This is a genomic window from Bradyrhizobium cedriense, from assembly GCF_054602315.1.
Genome location: NZ_JBTSWB010000005.1, coordinates 383,329 through 398,966 on the forward strand (window position 1 = coordinate 383,329; position 15,638 = coordinate 398,966).

General features: G+C 64.7%; 21 protein-coding genes. 6 read left to right on the top strand and 15 right to left on the bottom strand.

What is annotated here, in order from left to right; genetic code table 11:
- Nucleotides 1-42: 42 nt before the first annotated feature.
- From ACYCVF_RS23045 to ACYCVF_RS23055, 3 genes are read right to left on the bottom strand one after another with little or no spacing between them, the layout of a single operon-like run.
- Complete coding sequence (locus ACYCVF_RS23045; protein WP_459600557.1) at nucleotides 43-516, bottom strand: secondary thiamine-phosphate synthase enzyme YjbQ; 474 nt, start codon at nucleotides 514-516, stop codon at nucleotides 43-45.
- Nucleotides 517-524: 8 nt separating this feature from the next.
- Nucleotides 525-1,040: a hypothetical protein gene (locus tag ACYCVF_RS23050; protein ID WP_459600559.1), complete on the bottom strand. Its 516-nt coding sequence runs from the start codon at nucleotides 1,038-1,040 to the stop codon at nucleotides 525-527.
- Between the two features lie 42 nt (nucleotides 1,041-1,082).
- A complete protein-coding gene (locus ACYCVF_RS23055) occupies nucleotides 1,083-1,325 on the bottom strand; it encodes a hypothetical protein (RefSeq protein ID WP_459600561.1) in 243 nt (80 codons plus the stop codon).
- Nucleotides 1,326-1,400: 75 nt separating this feature from the next.
- Here ACYCVF_RS23055 and ACYCVF_RS23060 point away from each other — a divergent pair, with 75 nt between their 5' ends.
- From ACYCVF_RS23060 to ACYCVF_RS23080, 5 genes are all read left to right on the top strand, one after another.
- Nucleotides 1,401-1,775, top strand: a complete 375-nt coding sequence (locus ACYCVF_RS23060) for an AtpZ/AtpI family protein (RefSeq protein WP_459600563.1) — start codon at nucleotides 1,401-1,403, stop codon at nucleotides 1,773-1,775.
- 104 nt (nucleotides 1,776-1,879) lie between these two features.
- On the top strand, nucleotides 1,880-2,629 hold the full coding sequence (locus ACYCVF_RS23065) for a F0F1 ATP synthase subunit A (RefSeq protein ID WP_459600565.1): 750 nt from the start codon (nucleotides 1,880-1,882) through the stop codon (nucleotides 2,627-2,629).
- 52 nt (nucleotides 2,630-2,681) lie between these two features.
- The gene (locus tag ACYCVF_RS23070) at nucleotides 2,682-2,912 is read left to right on the top strand and encodes a F0F1 ATP synthase subunit C (protein WP_008541273.1); all 231 of its coding nucleotides are present in this window, start codon (nucleotides 2,682-2,684) and stop codon (nucleotides 2,910-2,912) included.
- A gap of 59 nt (nucleotides 2,913-2,971) precedes the next feature.
- Complete coding sequence (locus ACYCVF_RS23075) at nucleotides 2,972-3,532, top strand: F0F1 ATP synthase subunit B (RefSeq protein ID WP_459600567.1); 561 nt, start codon at nucleotides 2,972-2,974, stop codon at nucleotides 3,530-3,532.
- Nucleotides 3,533-3,537: 5 nt separating this feature from the next.
- Complete coding sequence (locus tag ACYCVF_RS23080; protein ID WP_459600569.1) at nucleotides 3,538-4,023, top strand: F0F1 ATP synthase subunit B family protein; 486 nt, start codon at nucleotides 3,538-3,540, stop codon at nucleotides 4,021-4,023.
- 200 nt (nucleotides 4,024-4,223) lie between these two features.
- Here the strand turns inward: ACYCVF_RS23080 and ACYCVF_RS23085 are convergent, their stop codons facing one another.
- The 5 genes from ACYCVF_RS23085 to ACYCVF_RS23105 form a co-directional block, all read right to left on the bottom strand.
- Nucleotides 4,224-4,874, bottom strand: coding sequence for a hypothetical protein (locus ACYCVF_RS23085; RefSeq protein WP_459600571.1), 651 nt, complete (start codon nucleotides 4,872-4,874; stop codon nucleotides 4,224-4,226).
- Nucleotides 4,875-5,014: 140 nt separating this feature from the next.
- Complete coding sequence (locus tag ACYCVF_RS23090) at nucleotides 5,015-5,602, bottom strand: GNAT family N-acetyltransferase (RefSeq protein WP_061022744.1); 588 nt, start codon at nucleotides 5,600-5,602, stop codon at nucleotides 5,015-5,017.
- Nucleotides 5,603-5,640: 38 nt separating this feature from the next.
- Nucleotides 5,641-6,930: a M16 family metallopeptidase gene (locus ACYCVF_RS23095; protein ID WP_459600574.1), complete on the bottom strand. Its 1,290-nt coding sequence runs from the start codon at nucleotides 6,928-6,930 to the stop codon at nucleotides 5,641-5,643.
- Nucleotides 6,927-8,345, bottom strand: coding sequence for a threonine synthase (gene thrC / locus ACYCVF_RS23100; protein ID WP_459600576.1), 1,419 nt, complete (start codon nucleotides 8,343-8,345; stop codon nucleotides 6,927-6,929). The genes ACYCVF_RS23095 and thrC overlap by 4 nt, the downstream gene beginning before the upstream one ends.
- A gap of 542 nt (nucleotides 8,346-8,887) precedes the next feature.
- Nucleotides 8,888-9,532, bottom strand: coding sequence for a response regulator transcription factor (locus tag ACYCVF_RS23105; protein ID WP_061022750.1), 645 nt, complete (start codon nucleotides 9,530-9,532; stop codon nucleotides 8,888-8,890).
- Between the two features lie 86 nt (nucleotides 9,533-9,618).
- Here ACYCVF_RS23105 and ACYCVF_RS23110 point away from each other — a divergent pair, with 86 nt between their 5' ends.
- Nucleotides 9,619-10,959, top strand: coding sequence for an ATP-binding protein (locus ACYCVF_RS23110; RefSeq protein WP_459600578.1), 1,341 nt, complete (start codon nucleotides 9,619-9,621; stop codon nucleotides 10,957-10,959).
- 86 nt (nucleotides 10,960-11,045) lie between these two features.
- On the opposite strand, the gene ACYCVF_RS23115 is transcribed toward ACYCVF_RS23110, so the two are convergent.
- The 7 genes from ACYCVF_RS23115 to ACYCVF_RS23145 all read right to left on the bottom strand — a co-directional run bounded on the left by ACYCVF_RS23115 (nucleotide 11,046) and on the right by ACYCVF_RS23145 (nucleotide 15,617).
- Nucleotides 11,046-11,411: a nuclear transport factor 2 family protein gene (locus ACYCVF_RS23115; protein ID WP_459600580.1), complete on the bottom strand. Its 366-nt coding sequence runs from the start codon at nucleotides 11,409-11,411 to the stop codon at nucleotides 11,046-11,048.
- 218 nt (nucleotides 11,412-11,629) lie between these two features.
- A complete protein-coding gene (locus ACYCVF_RS23120; protein WP_459600582.1) occupies nucleotides 11,630-12,382 on the bottom strand; it encodes an SURF1 family protein in 753 nt (250 codons plus the stop codon).
- Entirely contained in the window at nucleotides 12,379-12,780 is a 402-nt protein-coding gene (locus ACYCVF_RS23125; protein WP_459600584.1) for a DUF983 domain-containing protein, read from the bottom strand. The genes ACYCVF_RS23120 and ACYCVF_RS23125 overlap by 4 nt, the downstream gene beginning before the upstream one ends.
- Before the next feature lie 96 nt (nucleotides 12,781-12,876).
- Nucleotides 12,877-13,773, bottom strand: a complete 897-nt coding sequence (locus tag ACYCVF_RS23130) for a cytochrome c oxidase subunit 3 (RefSeq protein WP_459600586.1) — start codon at nucleotides 13,771-13,773, stop codon at nucleotides 12,877-12,879.
- A 77-nt stretch (nucleotides 13,774-13,850) separates the two neighbouring features.
- Complete coding sequence (locus ACYCVF_RS23135; protein WP_459600588.1) at nucleotides 13,851-14,495, bottom strand: cytochrome c oxidase assembly protein; 645 nt, start codon at nucleotides 14,493-14,495, stop codon at nucleotides 13,851-13,853.
- 5 nt (nucleotides 14,496-14,500) lie between these two features.
- The gene (locus ACYCVF_RS23140) at nucleotides 14,501-14,665 is read right to left on the bottom strand and encodes a hypothetical protein (RefSeq protein WP_061022762.1); all 165 of its coding nucleotides are present in this window, start codon (nucleotides 14,663-14,665) and stop codon (nucleotides 14,501-14,503) included.
- Nucleotides 14,666-14,672: 7 nt separating this feature from the next.
- Complete coding sequence (locus ACYCVF_RS23145) at nucleotides 14,673-15,617, bottom strand: heme o synthase (protein WP_459600590.1); 945 nt, start codon at nucleotides 15,615-15,617, stop codon at nucleotides 14,673-14,675.
- Nucleotides 15,618-15,638 lie beyond the last annotated feature (21 nt).

Below are 15,638 nucleotides of genomic sequence, written 5' to 3' on the forward strand. Positions count from 1 at the left end.
ACGAACCGGCCGCGGACTCCGCGGCCGGTTTTGTTTCAGGGGCTACAGATTGGTGCCGATGAATTGCAGCACGATCTCGCGCCGGTGCGGGCGGCTGCGGTGCTCGATCAGATAGATCGCCTGCCAGGTGCCGAGCGCAAGCTTGCCGTTCAGGACCGGCACATGAAGCGAGGTCTGCGTCAGCATGGTCTTGATGTGCGCGGGCATGTCGTCGGGCCCCTCCGTATCGTGCGTCCACCCGCCGTTCTCCGGCGCGAGCCGTGACAGCGCCGTGGCGAGATCGACGAGCACGGAAGGATCGGCATTCTCCTGGATCGTCAACGAGGCCGAGGTGTGTCGAACGAACAGCGTCAACGCGCCGTCGCGCGCGAGAACGTCCTTGATGAACTTCCTCGCTTCCGCGGTGAGATCGACGAAGCCTCTCCCCGGCGTCGGCACAGTCAACAGGGCGGTACTGATGACCTGGGCCTGCACGGTCGATGGCACGGAACGCATCAGCGGTTTCTCAGGCGTCATCCAAACTCTCAGATCTTCCCCGACACGTCCTTCTGGACGCGGTTGGCGATGTCGATCAGCCGTCGCCAGGCCTTTTCCAGGAACGACATCACGCGGTCGAGGTCCTGGTCGCTCGGCAGCGGGATCTCGATCTTGCGCTCGCCTTCGGCGACCTTGGGCTCCGCTTTTTTCAACGGGTCGGATTTCGGCAGCGCCTCGTCGATCTTGCCCGAGACGGTCGGCCCCGCCGCGAGCTGTCCCTTCAGCCTCTCGACCTCGGCCTGGAGCCTGCCGATCTCGGCGTCGAGGGCGGTCCGCTCGTCGGGCACCGCATAGCAGGCCCAGCCGGCGCCGTTCTTGTTGCAGGTCGACACCGTGCCGGTGCGCGTGTCGAGCCGCAGCACGCCCTCTGGGATGGGCGTCATGCTGTAGCGACCATTTTCGCCGTCGGGCGCGGATTGCGCAGCCACGAGGCCGCCGCTGACGATCATCACCGCGGCAGCCGCGGCAAACCATGATGTTGTGGATGACGCTGCTGGTCTCATCGCCCTCTCCGCCGCGGCGCTGCTAGCGGCTTCCGTGCAATTCTACACCCCGATCGGGCGAGCCGCCGCCAAAAACCCGCCTGCGAAATCAACGAACGCGATGGCTTCTTTGATCCCGGCAGCTCCGCGAAAGCACAGCTGCATCCGCCGATCGTGAGCAGACCTGCTGCGGTGCGGCGTCACGCTGTGCGCAGCGTTGTCGCGCACGGCGATATCATCAACAAAATCAAACACATAAACGAAGGCGACGCAATCGTGACTTGGCTTGACTTGATTATGGGCCATCAGTATGGTCCGCGCGGCTTTTGAGGGTGACGGGCGCAATTTCCATTCAGCCGAAGCGTTTCGGGTCTTCGTTGCATGACACAGGGCACGGGACACGGCGAGGATGGAGATCGCGATAGGTCGTCCGAGGAAGCCGCGCTTTCCGAACGGCTCGGAAGTCTTGATCAGCGGTTGTCCGAAATTCGCGACCGCCGGGCCAGGACCGAGCAACCCGCAGGTGACGGAGGAGACGGAGCGGCCAGAGCCTCGGCGATGGCGCTTGGTTTTCGGTTATCTTCGGAGTTGATCGCCGGCGTCGCTGTCGGAGCGGGGATTGGCTGGGGTTTCGACCGCTTGCTGTCGACGTCGCCTTTCGGGTTTATCGTGTTCCTGTTGCTTGGCTTCGTCGCCGGCGTGGTGAATGTGGTGAGAACGGCGGGCGCGGGTCGAAACAGGCGCGGTGGTTCGTAAGCTGGTCCCACCAGAAGAGGAATGATCGTACCGGCCTCGCCGGCACGGCCGGCCGGCCGACCTTGACTGGTCGGCTTGTCCGGCAGACGAGAGATGGCGCGCGGATGAAAATCGACCCGATCCACCAGTTCAACGTCGAACCGCTCTTCACGATCGGCCGTATCGGCGATCACACGATCGCCTTTACCAATGCCTCTCTCTACATGTTCGTGGCGGTCGGGATCATTTCGCTGCTCCTGCTCACGAGCGGCAGGCAGCTCGTTCCCGGGCGCATGCAATCCGTGGCCGAACTCTCCTATGAGTTCGTGGCCAGCATGATCCGGAGCACCGCCGGCGCGGACGGCATGCGGTTCTTCCCGCTGATCTTCTCACTGTTCATGTTCATCTGCGTCTCGAACCTCGTAGGCATCGTGCCCTACACGTTCACGGTTACGAGCCACATCATCGTCACCGCGGCACTCGCCCTGCTGGTGTTCTTCACGGTCCTGATCTACGGCCTCTACAAGAACGGCCTGAAGTTCCTGAAAGTGTTCGTGCCCTCCGGCGTTCCGGGCTACATCCTGCCGCTGGTGATGGCGATCGAGGTGCTGTCGTTCTTCCTGCGACCGGTCTCGCACAGCGTTCGACTGTTTGCGAACATGCTGGCCGGCCACATCGCGCTGAAGGTGTTCGCCGGCTTCGTCGCCATGCTCGGCGCTTCTCTTGGCGTGGTCGGCTGGATCGGCGGGGTCATGCCGCTGGCGCTTGCCGTTGCGCTCACCGCGCTCGAACTGCTGGTTGCGTTTTTGCAAGCCTATGTGTTTGCGATCTTGACCTGTATCTACCTCAACGACGCCATTCACCCTGGACACTGAGTGATCCGGGTGCTTTTCCACCCACACCTGTCTTTCTTCGAAGGAGTCAAAAATGGATCCGCAAGCAGCGAAATTTCTCGGCGCGGGCATCGCGTGCATTGGCATGGGCGGTGCCGGCATCGGCGTGGCCTTCATCTTCGGCAATTATCTGTCTGCAGCCATGCGCAACCCGGCAGCTGCTCAGGGCCAGTTCGGCAACCTGATTTTCGGCTTCGCCGTGACCGAAGCGCTCGGCATCTTCTCGCTGCTGATCGCTCTGCTGCTGCTGTTCGTCCCGCTCTGAACGCGTTTCGCGCCGCTTCCTGGTGGGGGCGGCGCGTCTGACAGCAACAGGAGAACTCCATGGCTGAAAGTCATGGCGGCGCCAAGGGTACCGGCGCTCACACGGAGGCCGATGGCGGTCACCACGGCGGTGGCTTTCCGCCGTTCGATAGCAGCACGTTTGCTTCGCAACTGGTGTCGCTCGCGATCGCCTTCGTCGCGCTGTATCTGATCGTCTCCCGGTTCGCGCTGCCGCATGTCGGCGGTGCGATCGAGGCGCGTCAGAACAAGATCGAGGGCGATCTCGCCGAGGCGCAGAAGCTGAAGGATCAGTCCGAGGCGGCGCTGAAGGCCTATGAAGGCGAGCTCGCGTCGGCGCGCGCGCGTGCACAGGCGATCGGCAACGAATCCCGCGAGAAGGCGAATGCGCAGGCGGAAGCCGAACGCAAGGCGCTGGAAGAGCAACTGGCCGCCAAGCTCGCTGAGGCCGAGAAGACCATCGCCTCGACCCGCGCGGCCGCCATGAGCAACGTGCGCGGCATCGCGGCCGATGCGGCCGGCACCATCGTTCAGCAGCTCACGGGCGTCGTTCCGGATGCAGCCTCGGTCAATGCCGCCGTTGACGCGTCCTTGAAGGGTTAGTCGAGATGTTCCTCACACCTGAGTTTTGGGTCGCCGTCGCCTTCGTGATCCTGATGGTGATCTTCGGCTATGTCGGGGTGTTCAAGACGGCGATGTCGGCGCTCGATCATCGTGCCGCTCGCATCAGGGCCGAGCTGGACGAGGCGGCGCGCCTCAAGCAAGAGGCCGCCAAGGTGCTCGCCGACTACAAGGCGCGCACTGCATCGGCTGAGCGCGAGGCTGCCGACATCATCGCCAACGCGAACGCCGAAGCGGAGCGCATTGCGGCCGAGGCCAAGGCGAAGATGGAAGACTTCGTCGCCCGCCGCACCAAGACCGCGGAAGGCAAGATCGCGCTTGCCGAGGCCCAGGCGCTGGCCGACGTCCGCGCCGCCGCCGCGGAAGCCGCCGTCCAGGCCGCCTCCGCGATCCTGTCGCGGTCGGTCAAGGGCCAGGTCGCCGACGACCTTCTCGCCAAGGGCATCAACGAAGTCAGGCAGAAGCTGAACTAGGATTTCTGCCTGCACCAATCAGAAAGCCGGCGCGATGAGCGCCGGCTTTTTTGTTGGGCCAGTCCGGATCCACGCATCGGATGTCATCAGCCGCGAAGGCGGGTGATCCAGTACCCGAGACGGTCGTGATTGGTCGATAGGGTGGGGCGTATTGGATGCCCCGGTCAAACCAGGGCATCACAGCTGAACTTGCGGCCTACCTACTTCTTCTTCCGCCCCTTCGGCTCGGGCGAGAGCGCCTGCGGATCGAAGCCGACATAGAAGATGTAGGAATCGGCGACGGCGGCGGACGGCACGGGATAGGCCAAATCCTCGGCGACGAAGGTGAAGGGCACGCTGCCGCTTCCCGACATATCGACCGTGGTCCGGTAGGCCTTTGAGGCGATCACCTTCTCGCCGACGCCGCCCTGCACCACTGCGATACGCAGGGGGACGTCGACCGTAGCAGGCGCACCGGCGGGGCCAGCGATGACGCGGCCCTGGATACCGATGCGGGCGGCGATGTCGCCGCCGTTCCGCGCGCATTCGCGTGCCATCTTGGTGATCGTGGCCTGAAAGCGGATGTCATTGCCGACGGCCTGCTTGCCGCTGGCACCGACCGCATAGGTGGAGGCGCCGGAGCGCACCGTGACCTGCGGGCAATCGATCTCGTCATCGGCCGGTTGGCCGGGCGCAGGTGCCGGCGCGGGCTGGGCCGGCTCGTCCGGCTTGCCGCCGAACAGGCTCTTGAAGCGGTCGCTCAAAGACTGGGCCGCCACCGGCGAGACGGGGGCGAACGCAACCGACAGCGCCAACGCGACCACCGTTCCCCGCCGCAACGCATGCTGCGTTGATCGAAGCTCCTTCACCATCGACACCCATACTCCATCACGACATCCGGCCGATCCACCGGCCGACCCGGCGCCCTTATATCGCCAAAATCGGCGAACCCAAGGCAAGCGAATAGGCTCAAACAAGGCGGGACCATCAAGACTTTGACAGCGCGAGATGCTCAGCCGCGGAAATCTTCGTGCAGCAGGCCGAACAGCAGATGGTCCTGCCAGACCCCGTTGATGCAGAGATATCGGCGCGCCAGGCCCTCGCGTGAGAAGCCGCACTTTTCCAGCACCCGGATCGACGGCGCATTGGTCGGGATGCAGGCCGCCTCGACCCGGTGCAGATTGAGCTCGCCAAACAGCGTCGGCAGCAGCACCCGCAGCGCTGCCGTCATGTAGCCGCGATGGGCATGGGGCTGCCCGACCCAATAGCCGATGGTACCCGCCTGGACGATGCCGCGCCGGACGTTGGCCAGCGTGATGCCGCCGACCAGGGCACCGTCGAGCTCACGGAAGATCAGGAAGGGATAGGAGCGATCCGCGGCAATGTCCTCGGAATAGCGGCGCAGGCGACGGCGGAAGCCGGACCGGGTGAGATCGTCAGACGGCCAGATCGGCTCCCACGGCGTGAGATAGTCGCGGCTGGTTTCGCGCAAATGGGCCCATTGCAGGAAGTCCGACATTTGCGGCGCGCGCAGCAGCAGCCCGTTACCGCGCGGCGCGAGGGCGGCGGGTCCACTGGATGGCAGGCGAAAGAGAGCCATGGTGATGCTTCCGGGGGCGGTCGCCCTTTGGGCGGCTCCTAGTGCAGCCGCGCCTTGGCGCGCGCCCGGGTCAATCCTTCTGCGAAAGAGACCGCCGTGTCCAGACCCCTGCCGCTGCCCAATGCGACAACGGCGGGCCTGCTCCGCGACAGCAGCGCACGTGCCGCGTCCCTGGTCGATTCGATGCTCACGGCGTCGATCCGGGCCACCAGCTCCTGCGCCGTCTGCGGTCGCCCGTAGGCGAGCACATGCCGGGCCAGCTGCTCGGCGCGGGAGGAGCAGCTCTCCAGCGCCATCAGGAGACCCGCCTTCATCTGCGCCTTGGCCCTGGCAATCTCCGCCTCGGTGAGCGTCTCCACCGAATCATTCATGATGTCGACCACGACCTCCATCATCTCCGGCGCGTCGGCCGGGTCGGTGCCGGTGTAGAGGCCGAAGAAGCCGGTGTCGGTGTAGGGCGCGTGGAAGGTGTAGATCGAGTAGCAGAGGCCGCGTTTCTCGCGCACCTCCTGGAACAGCCGCGAGGACATTCCGCCCCCGAGGATGTTCGTGAAGACCTGGAGCGAGAACAGGGAGGGGTCGGTTTGCGGCACCCCTTCGAGCGCCAGCGTCAGATGCGCCTGCTCGAGCTCGCGATGCACCACCTTGGTGCCGCCCTTGCCGAACTGAGCGGTCTGCGGCTTCGGCCCCGGCGTCCCCTCGAAGCTGGCGAAGCGCTTCTCGACTTCGGCGACCACCTGCTTGTGGTCGACCGCGCCGGCCGCGGCCACCACCATGTCGGGCCCGCGATAATGCGTCGACAGATAGCCGCGCAGCATGTCGCGGTTGAAGGCGCGCAGCGTCTTGGCCGTGCCGAGCAGGGAACGGCCCATCGGCTGGTCGGGATAGCAGAGTTCGTTCAGATGCTCGAACACGACGTCGTCGGGCGTATCCTGCGCGGCACCGATCTCCTGCACGATGACGTTCTTCTCGCGCTCCAGCTCGTCGGGCTCGAAGGCCGGATTGGCGAGGATGTCGGCGAGCACGTCGAGCGCGAGCGGCACGTCGGCCTTCAGCACCCGCGCGTAATAGGACGTGGTCTCGGTCGAGGTGCCGGCGTTGAGGTCGCCGCCGACCGCCTCGATCTCCTCGACGATCTCGCGCGACGAGCGCTTCGTCGTGCCCTTGAACGCCATGTGCTCGAGCAGATGCGAGATGCCGTGCTCGTTGGGTTTTTCGTCGCGTCCGCCGACGCCGGCCCAGACGCCGAGCGCCGCGGTTTCGAGGTGGGGCATCTCGTCGGTGACGACGGTGAGGCCGGAGGGAAGCTTGGAGATCTCGACGCTCATCCGGCAACTCCTTGCTTTGCGGCGCGGCTGACCGACAGCACGAACCGCTCGACCTCGGCCTGTTCGTTCTTCATCACCCTCATGTGTTCGGATTTGGTCATCAAGCCGTCGAGCCAGGCCGGCAGTTGCGGCCGCTGGCCGCAGGCCGCCTCGACAGCGTCGGGGAATTTGGCCGGATGGGCGGTGGAAAGCACGATGCTCGGCACCCTCGTATCGGTGGTGTCGCGGTCAGCGACAGCGAGCGCCACGGCCGTATGGGGATCGACCAGTTCGCCTGCTTCGCGCCAGGCGGCGCGGATCGCAGCCGCAGTCTCGGTCTCGTCGGCGCGCCCGGCATCGAATTCCTCGCGGATGGCGGCGAGCGTCGCATCGGGCAGCACGAAACGTCCGGACTGCTTCAGCGACTCCATCAGGCGGCGAACGCCCGCCGCATCGCGCCGGCCGGCCTCGAACAGCAACCGCTCGAAATTCGAAGAGATCTGGATGTCCATCGACGGCGACGCCGTCGCGTGCACCTCGCGCACCTCGTAGATTCCGGTCTTCAGCGTGCGCGCCAGGATGTCGTTGACGTTGGCGGCGATGCGCAGGGTCCGCACCGGCAGCCCCATGCGCTTGGCAACATAGCCGGCGAAGATGTCGCCGAAATTGCCCGTCGGCACGACGAAATCGACCGCGCGCGCCGGCGCGCCGACGGCAACGGCCGACGTGAAATAGTAGACTACCTGGGCGACGATGCGCGCCCAGTTGATGGAATTGACGCCGGACAGCGCGGTCGCATCGCGGAAACGGTGGTTGTTGAACATCCCCTTCACGAGCGCCTGGCAATCGTCGAAGTTGCCCTCGATCGCGAGCGCATGGACGTTGGCCGCGCCTGTCGACGTCATCATCCGCCGCTGCACCTCGGAAATGCGGCCGTGCGGAAACAGCACGATGAGGTCCACATTTTCGAGGCCCGCAAAGGCTTCGACCGCAGCGCCGCCGGTATCGCCGGACGTGGCGACCACGATGGTGGTGCGCTGGCCGCGCTTGGCGAGCACATGGTCCATCAGCCGCGAGATCAGCTGCATCGCCACGTCCTTGAAGGCGAGCGTCGGACCGTGGAACAGCTCCAGCACGAATTGATGCGGCGACATCTGGCGCAGCGGCACCACCGCGGGATGGCGGAAGGTGGCATAGGCCTCGTTCGCCATACGACCAAGCTCGGCGTCCGAGATCTCGCCGCCGGCGAAGGGACGAATCACATCGACCGCGACCTCCCAATAGGGGCGGCCGAAGAAGCCGGCGATCGCCTCGGTCGGGAGCTGAGGCCACGTCGCCGGCACATACAGGCCACCGTCGCGAGCGAGGCCCGTCAGCATCACGTCGCAGAAGCCGAGTTCGGGGGCCTCGCCCCGGGTCGAGATATAGCGAGTCAAACTGCCCTCCAAAGGCCGGCCGAGCCGGAGCTCATCCCTTTAAGCCTTTGATTTCACGAAATTACTTATCAACAGCCAGAGGCTTTGGGCCACCATAGAGTGTTTTGCGGCATCGGGAAACCGCTTCCGGCTCGCCTCTCGCCCAATGAAAAAGGGCTGCGGCATTGCCGCAGCCCTTCTCTTGGAAGGTCTGTCGTTGTGTGCAGACCGGTTTGCCTCGTCGGGGTCCCCGACCCGCCAAAACTGTTCTCGCAAGCTTTCGTCGCCTGTCACGAAATCGTCAAGGGTCAAAACAGCGCGCGCCGAAAAATGTTCCTGTTTTTCCCGACAGTCTTCGGACCTTCGCAAATGCAAACGGCGTCGCTTTAGTCGCAAATGCCACTTTTTCCCGCGTTCTCGCCTGCCTCGGGAACGAACGCAGCCCCGGCCCATTGTGATTTCGGATGGTGTCAGCCCGTTGTCCATGCATTGCCCGGCCAACGGCGGCACCATCCTGCGATCGAACCGCTGCATCTCCTGGAGCAGCCGGTTCGGTCGCTGGGTCAGTTCATGCCGATCTCCACCGCGATCCGGATCAGGTCGGAGTGATTCTTGGCGCCAAGCTTCTGCTTGAGCAGGGACGTGGTGTTGGCGACGGTCTTGTAGGAGATGCCGAGCGCCTCGGCGACCTCGACGATCTTGTCGCCGCGTCCAAGCAGGCGGAGAATTTCGAGCTCACGCGGCGTCATCTGCGAGGCCGGATTGGCCTTGATCGCGGCGCCGGAAAACGTCACGGCTTCCGCCAGCTGCGGCGAGATGAAATTATCGCCTGCGACCACTTTGCGCACGGCCTTCAGCAGGATTCTGGGGTCATCGCCCTTGGAGACATAACCCTGCGCTCCCAGCTCGACTGCCCGCACCACGAAGGCCGGATCGTCGTTCATGCTGAACATGATGATCTTGGCGTCGGGGTCGTCCTTGCGGATGCGTCGCATCAGCTCGAAGCCGGAGACGTCAGGCAGGCTGATGTCGATGACGGTGACGTCGGGCCGTTTGCTGACATAAGCACGATGCCCGGATTTGGCGTCGGTCGCTTCGTCAATGCGTATTGAATGGTCAGAAGCGAACAGGGTACGGCACCCCGACAACACCACGGGATGGTCGTCGACAATCAGCACCTTGGTGGCCGGCTTGGCGGTATCTTGCATCGCGCGCTCTCTCGTTCTCCGACTCATAGACCCGCGGGAATAAATGGAAAGAGCAAAATCCGCCGATGGGCGTTAGAATTGACCTAATGTGGCAACGCCTCTCGTTCAGAGCGCAACTGTTTGTTCCGATCGGCGCCGGCTTTCTGACGGCGCTGATCCTGGGCGGCGTGCTGCTCCAGACATTCGCAGCGGGCCAATTGGCGGAGGAGAACGAGCCGAGGCGGCGCTCGACAGAGGCCATCGCCGCCGCGCTCAACAACGCCCTTCGCGCATCGAACAAACCACGGCAGACGCTCGAGGCCTTTGTCCATTCTTTGGACGCCTCCTCGGATATCCAATTCCATGCGCTGGAAGCAGGTCCCGCACCTTCGACGAAGGACGGCCTGCGCAATCCGCATGGCGTGCCGCAATGGTTCATCGACCTTCTCGGCGTCCCCGATATGGACGCGGCGTCCCCGGTGATGATCGACGGCAGACGTATCGGCGATATCGTATTCCTGCCGGACATGTCGGCGGATCTGTTCGAGAAATGGATCGGCTTTCTTGCGTTCACCGGCCTGGTCGTCGTGCTGATGGTTCTCACCGGCACAATCGCCTATTCCTTGGCGGGATCTGTACTGCGCCCCCTGCAAGACCTCGGCCATGGGCTCACGCGAATACGAAAGGGCGACTACACCAAGCCGATTCCGGTCGGAGGTCCGCCGGAAATCCGGCGAGGCTGCGAGGAGGCGAATGCGTTGGCTGCAACGCTGGCGCAGTTGAGTCAGGACAATCGGGACCTGATGCACCGTTTGCTGTCGCTCCAGGATGACGAGCGGCGCGATCTCGCCCGCGAACTGCACGACGAACTCGGACCGTTGCTGTTCAGCATCCGCGCCGGCACGATCGCGCTGGTTGAAGCCTCCCCGCCTGCAGGAAATCTAGGCAGTTCGGCGCAGGACCTGCTGCAATCGGTCGAGGCGCTCCAACAGACCAACCGCCGTATCCTCGACCGACTGCGGCCTCTCTACATCGAGGAGCTGGGCCTTTCGACCAGCGTGCAGACGCTGCTCCAGAACTTTCGCAAGCAGGCACCGCATATCGTCCTGACGGACACGATCGGTGCCGGTCTGAACGTGATCGACGGGCCGTTGGCCCAGACCGTGTATCGGGTAATCCAGGAGGCCCTGACCAACGTGCTGCGCCATGCCAGGGCCAGCAACGCCCATGTGCAAGCGACCGTCGCCGGCGAGACGCTCGTCATCGAGATCTCCGACGACGGCGGCGGCTTTCCTGCGGGCAACGTCTTCGGCCGAGGCCTGACCGGCATGCATGAGCGCGTGCGCGCGCTCAACGGATCGCTGTCCCTGTTGCGCGTGGATGAGCAAACCCATGTACGCTGCCGCCTTCCGCTCGAGACGACGCGGGACGGGGCCCGATCAAGCTAAAGCATGATCCTGACAAGTGTGCGGTTTTCTGAAACGGTCATGGCGAAAGACGCGGGTCGCGTTGACGATTCAAGTCCCAGCGCGCTTCAGCATGCGCAGCCACCATGCGCGTTCTGCCGTGCCGGCTCGCACACCGTGCTGCGGATCTTGCCTTCGGGGTTGAAGCGAAACGAAGCACGAAAGCGCAGGTCTCCGGCGACGGAGTATTCGAGATCGACGCCCGGAGGCGCGGGATGGATATCCTCCAGCCCGAAACCGGCCGACGAGAAGGCGCCGAGCCGCGGTTGCCAATAAGCCTCGATCTCGCTCCGGCCGCGATACCGCTGCATGCCGCTGCACGTGCATTCGAGCTGCGCATCGTCCGCATAGAGGGCGAGCAGTGCCGGGAGGTCGCCCTTCCGGCAGGCGTCCACCCAATCGACGACAATTCCCATCTGGTCGAAGTCGCTCACGCCGCAATCCTGTCTGCCCCGGAAAATGCCGGCGGCTTAACGCATGATCCGGAAAAGTGCGCAGCGGCTTTCCGAAAGGATCATGCTTGAACAACAACCTGAAGCGCGATGCCGATTCTTCCTGATCGCATCGTGCATTGGGACCCACACTCGTGAATATGCGCCGAACAATAAACCCCGGGCGATACCGGGTCCCCTCAAGGCATCTCCGGATGAGTTCAGCTCTGCAGCCGGCCCCTTGCCCACACGGCGAAGGCGATCAGCACGGCGCCTGCGAGCGTGAACCAGGTCACGGCATATTGCAGGTGGTCGTCCTTCAGATTGACGTCGAGCGGTCCCGGGCGCGGAATCCCGTTCGCGGGCGCGGGTTGCTCGAGATCGACATAGAACGGCGCAACCGCGCCCCAGCCCAGCGCGCTTGCGATCGTCAGATGATCGCGCACGAACCAGAGCCGCTTGTCGCGATTCTCCGCCGGCGTCAGCCAGCTCCGCGCCTCGGGAAAGCGCAGATAGCCGGTGAGCGCAACCGGCTGGCCCGTGACGAGCTTCTTCACCGCGCGATCCTCGACGGCGCGGTCCTGCATCGTGTTCTCGACGAAGCCCGCATCGATCACCACCGTCTCCCCGCCGGGAAGCCGCGCCGGCAGGAAGGCCCAGGTGCCCGGGCCGGAGGCGTCCTTGCGCACCGCGGAGCCGGAGGAATAGACCATCGCATCGGGCAGGGCGGCGTAGGTGGCGGTGAAGCTGACGCGGCGGAATTCATCGCGGGCGGGATTCAGCGCGGCCCATTGCGCGGACGGCGGCAGCGCCACCGGCGCCGCCGCAAGCCGTTCCGTGAGTGCCGCAATCAGCTCGTGCTTGGCTGTCCGGCGCTGTAACTGCCAGACACCGAGCGCGACGAACACAGCCGTCAGGAACAGCGTGAACAGCGCGAAGCCGGTCACGCGGGCCTTGCGCGCAGGCTCGCTCATTTCGGGCGATCGACCAATCGGCCCGGCGCCGCCTTGTGGTGGAACTGCAGCGCGATCAGCAGCGATTTCATCGCACGTAGCGGCAAAAGCGTGGTGGCGAGGATCAGCGGCAGCCAGAGCGCCGCATGCAGCCAGAACGGCGGCTGGTACTTGACCTCGACGACGAGCGCGCAGCCGACCACGATGGCGCCGGCCAGCATGATGATGAAGATCGCCGGGCCGTCGCCGGTATCGATGAAGGCGTAGTCTAGGCCGCAGCGGTCGCAGCGAGGCGCAAGCGTCAGGAAGCCTGCATAGAGCTTGCCCTGGCCGCAACGGGGGCATTTGCAGGCGAGCCCACGCAGCGCGCTCTGCATGACGGTCGCTTCGGGCTCGGATGGGGCGGCGCTGTCGTTCATGAGGAGGACTCTATCACAGTTTCCGCCGAAACATCCGGCGGCCGGAAAGCGAAAGGGCGGCCCTGCGGCCGCCCTTTCTGGTCGGTACGATGCGGCTCAGTGCGCGCCGTGGGCCATGGTCGTGGCGCCGTGTCCCCAGACGTAGATGCAGAGGAACAGGAACAGCCAGACCACGTCGACGAAATGCCAATACCAGGCAGCGAACTCGAAGCCGAGATGCTGCTTCGGCGTGAAGTGGCCGGCATAGGCGCGGATCAGGCAGACCAGCAGGAAGATGGTGCCGACCAGCACGTGGAAGCCGTGGAAGCCGGTCGCCATGAAGAAGGTGGCGCCGTAGACGTTGCCGGCGAAGGAGAACGCCGCGTGGCTGTACTCATAGACCTGCACGCAGGTGAAGAGCGCGCCCAGCACGACGGTGAGGATCAGGCCGTATTTCAGGCCCTGGCGGTCGTTCTCGAGCAGTGCATGGTGCGCCCAGGTCACGGTGGTGCCCGACGTCAGCAGGATGAGCGTGTTGAGGAGCGGCAGGTGCCAGGGATCGAAAGTCTCGATACCCTTCGGCGGCCAGGTGCCGGGGACCGAGCACGCGCCGGGCTGGGTACCGAGGCCGCAGCCGAACACCGCGTCGCGGGTGGCGTGGACGGCGTCGGCCGGAAACAGCGCCGCGTTGAAATAGGCCCAGAACCAGGCGACGAAGAACATCACTTCGGAGGCGATGAACAGGATCATGCCGTAACGGTGATGCAACTGCACGACGCGGGTGTGGTCGCCCTTGTACTGAGCTTCCTTGATCACGTCGCCCCACCAGCTCGCCATGGTGTAGAGCACACCCACGGTGCCGACGCCGAACACGATCGGCGCCGCGGAGAACATGTGGTGCATCCAGGCGATCGCGCCGACCGCCATGATGAAAGCCGAAAGCGAGCCGACGGCCGGCCAGGGAGAAGGATCGACCAGGTGATAGTCGTGATGCTTGGTGTGCGCCGTAGCCATTCCGTCTCTCTCCTCAATCCCGTGCCTGTCGGGCACTTATCCCCTTGTTTCCAACCGCCCGAGCGCGAGGCCGGCGGTCAGAGATTTCCCTTGCGCTTGTCGTCCTCGCTGGCGGCGAGCGGCTTCACCACGGGATCGCGCACCGCATAGAACGTGTAGGACAGCGTGATCGTATTGAGCCCGTCGTTCTCATGGTCCTCCGCGATCGACGGATCGACGTAGAACACGACCGGCATCTCGCGCTTCTCGCCGGGCGCCATGGTCTGCTCGGTGAAGCAGAAGCAGTTGATCTTCTGGAAGTAGGAGCCGACCGTCAGCGGCGCGACGTTGTAAGCGGCCTGGCCCGCAGTGGTGCGCGCGGCCTGGTTGGTCACCGTATAGAAGACAGTCACGACCTGGCCGACATTGACCTCGATCTCGCTCTGCTCCGGCTCGAACTTCCAGGGCAGGCCCGGCGCGACGTTGGAATCGAAGCGCACCGAGATCTTGCGCGCGATCGGGCCGGTCGCCGGCGCGGAAGTCGCGACCTGGGTCGTGCCGTTGAAGCCCGTGGCGCGGCAGAACCAGTTGTAGAACGGCACGGCCGCATAGGAGGCTCCGACCATCAGCGCGACCACGCCGCCGCAGATCGAGGCGACCAGCGCGTCGCGGCCAAGCCCACCGAAACGGCCTTTGACGGCCGTCCGGCTCTGATCCCGCGATATGGTCGGCTCGTGACCCATCTTTGCTACATCGGCCGCACTAGAACTGCCGGCCCCTTGACCATGGTGACGGCGAAGAACAGCACCACGAGCACGCCGAGCGCGAGCGCGATTGCGATCGAACGCTGACGACGGCTTCTCTGCTGCGCCTCGGTGAGGACGATTCCATCTGGCTCGCGTTTGTCTGCCATCTCGTGATCATGCGCCCCCTGCCATGCGAGCAAGCACAGGGAATACGACCTCGGCCAGCAAGGTCGCGAACAGCGCGAACAGATACAGGATCGAGAAGGCAAACAGCTTGCGGGTGGCGCGCAGCGACTGGCTGCGTTCGCGGCGCACATAGACGTTGATCGCGAGCACAAGCATGCCGGCGCCGAGGATCAGCGAGACGATGCCGTAGACGGCATCGAAATAGCCCAGCGCCCAAGGCGCCGCGGCGACCGCGATCAGCACGATGGTGTAGAGCAGGATCTGGAGGCGGGTCGCGTCGGGACCGGCGACGTTGGGCAGCATCGGAATGCCGGCGCGCGCGTAATCGTCGGACCGGAACAGCGCCAGCGCCCAGAAATGCGGCGGGGTCCAGAAGAAGATGATGGCGAACAGCAGCAGCGGCTCGACATCGACCGTCCCCGTCACCGCGGCCCAGGCCACCACCGGCGGCAGCGCGCCGGCGGCGCCGCCGATCACGATGTTCTGCGCGGTCCAGCGCTTCAGGCCCATCGTGTAGATCACGACGTAGAAGAAGATGGTGAAGGCGAGCAGCGCGCCCGCGATCCAGTTGACGAGGATGCCGAGCGTCATCACCGAGAAGAAGGCGAGCGTCATGCCGAACGTCATCGCCTCGGGACGGGTGATGCGGCCGCGCGGGATCGGCCGGTTCGCCGTGCGCGACATCTTCGCGTCGATGTCGCCTTCGAGCGCCATGTTGAGCGCCCCGGAGGCGCCGGCACCGACCGCGATGCAGAGCAGCGAGGTGATCGCGAGCACTGGGTGGAAGTGTCCCGGCGCCATCGCCATCCCGACCAGCGCGGTGAAGATCACCAGCGACATCACCCGCGGCTTGAGCAGCGCGAGATAGTCGCCAACCTCCGCCTCGGAGATGCGGGGGTTGATGTCGATGGCGTTCTGGTCGAGGACGGACACTTAGATCTACTCGCTTCGTTA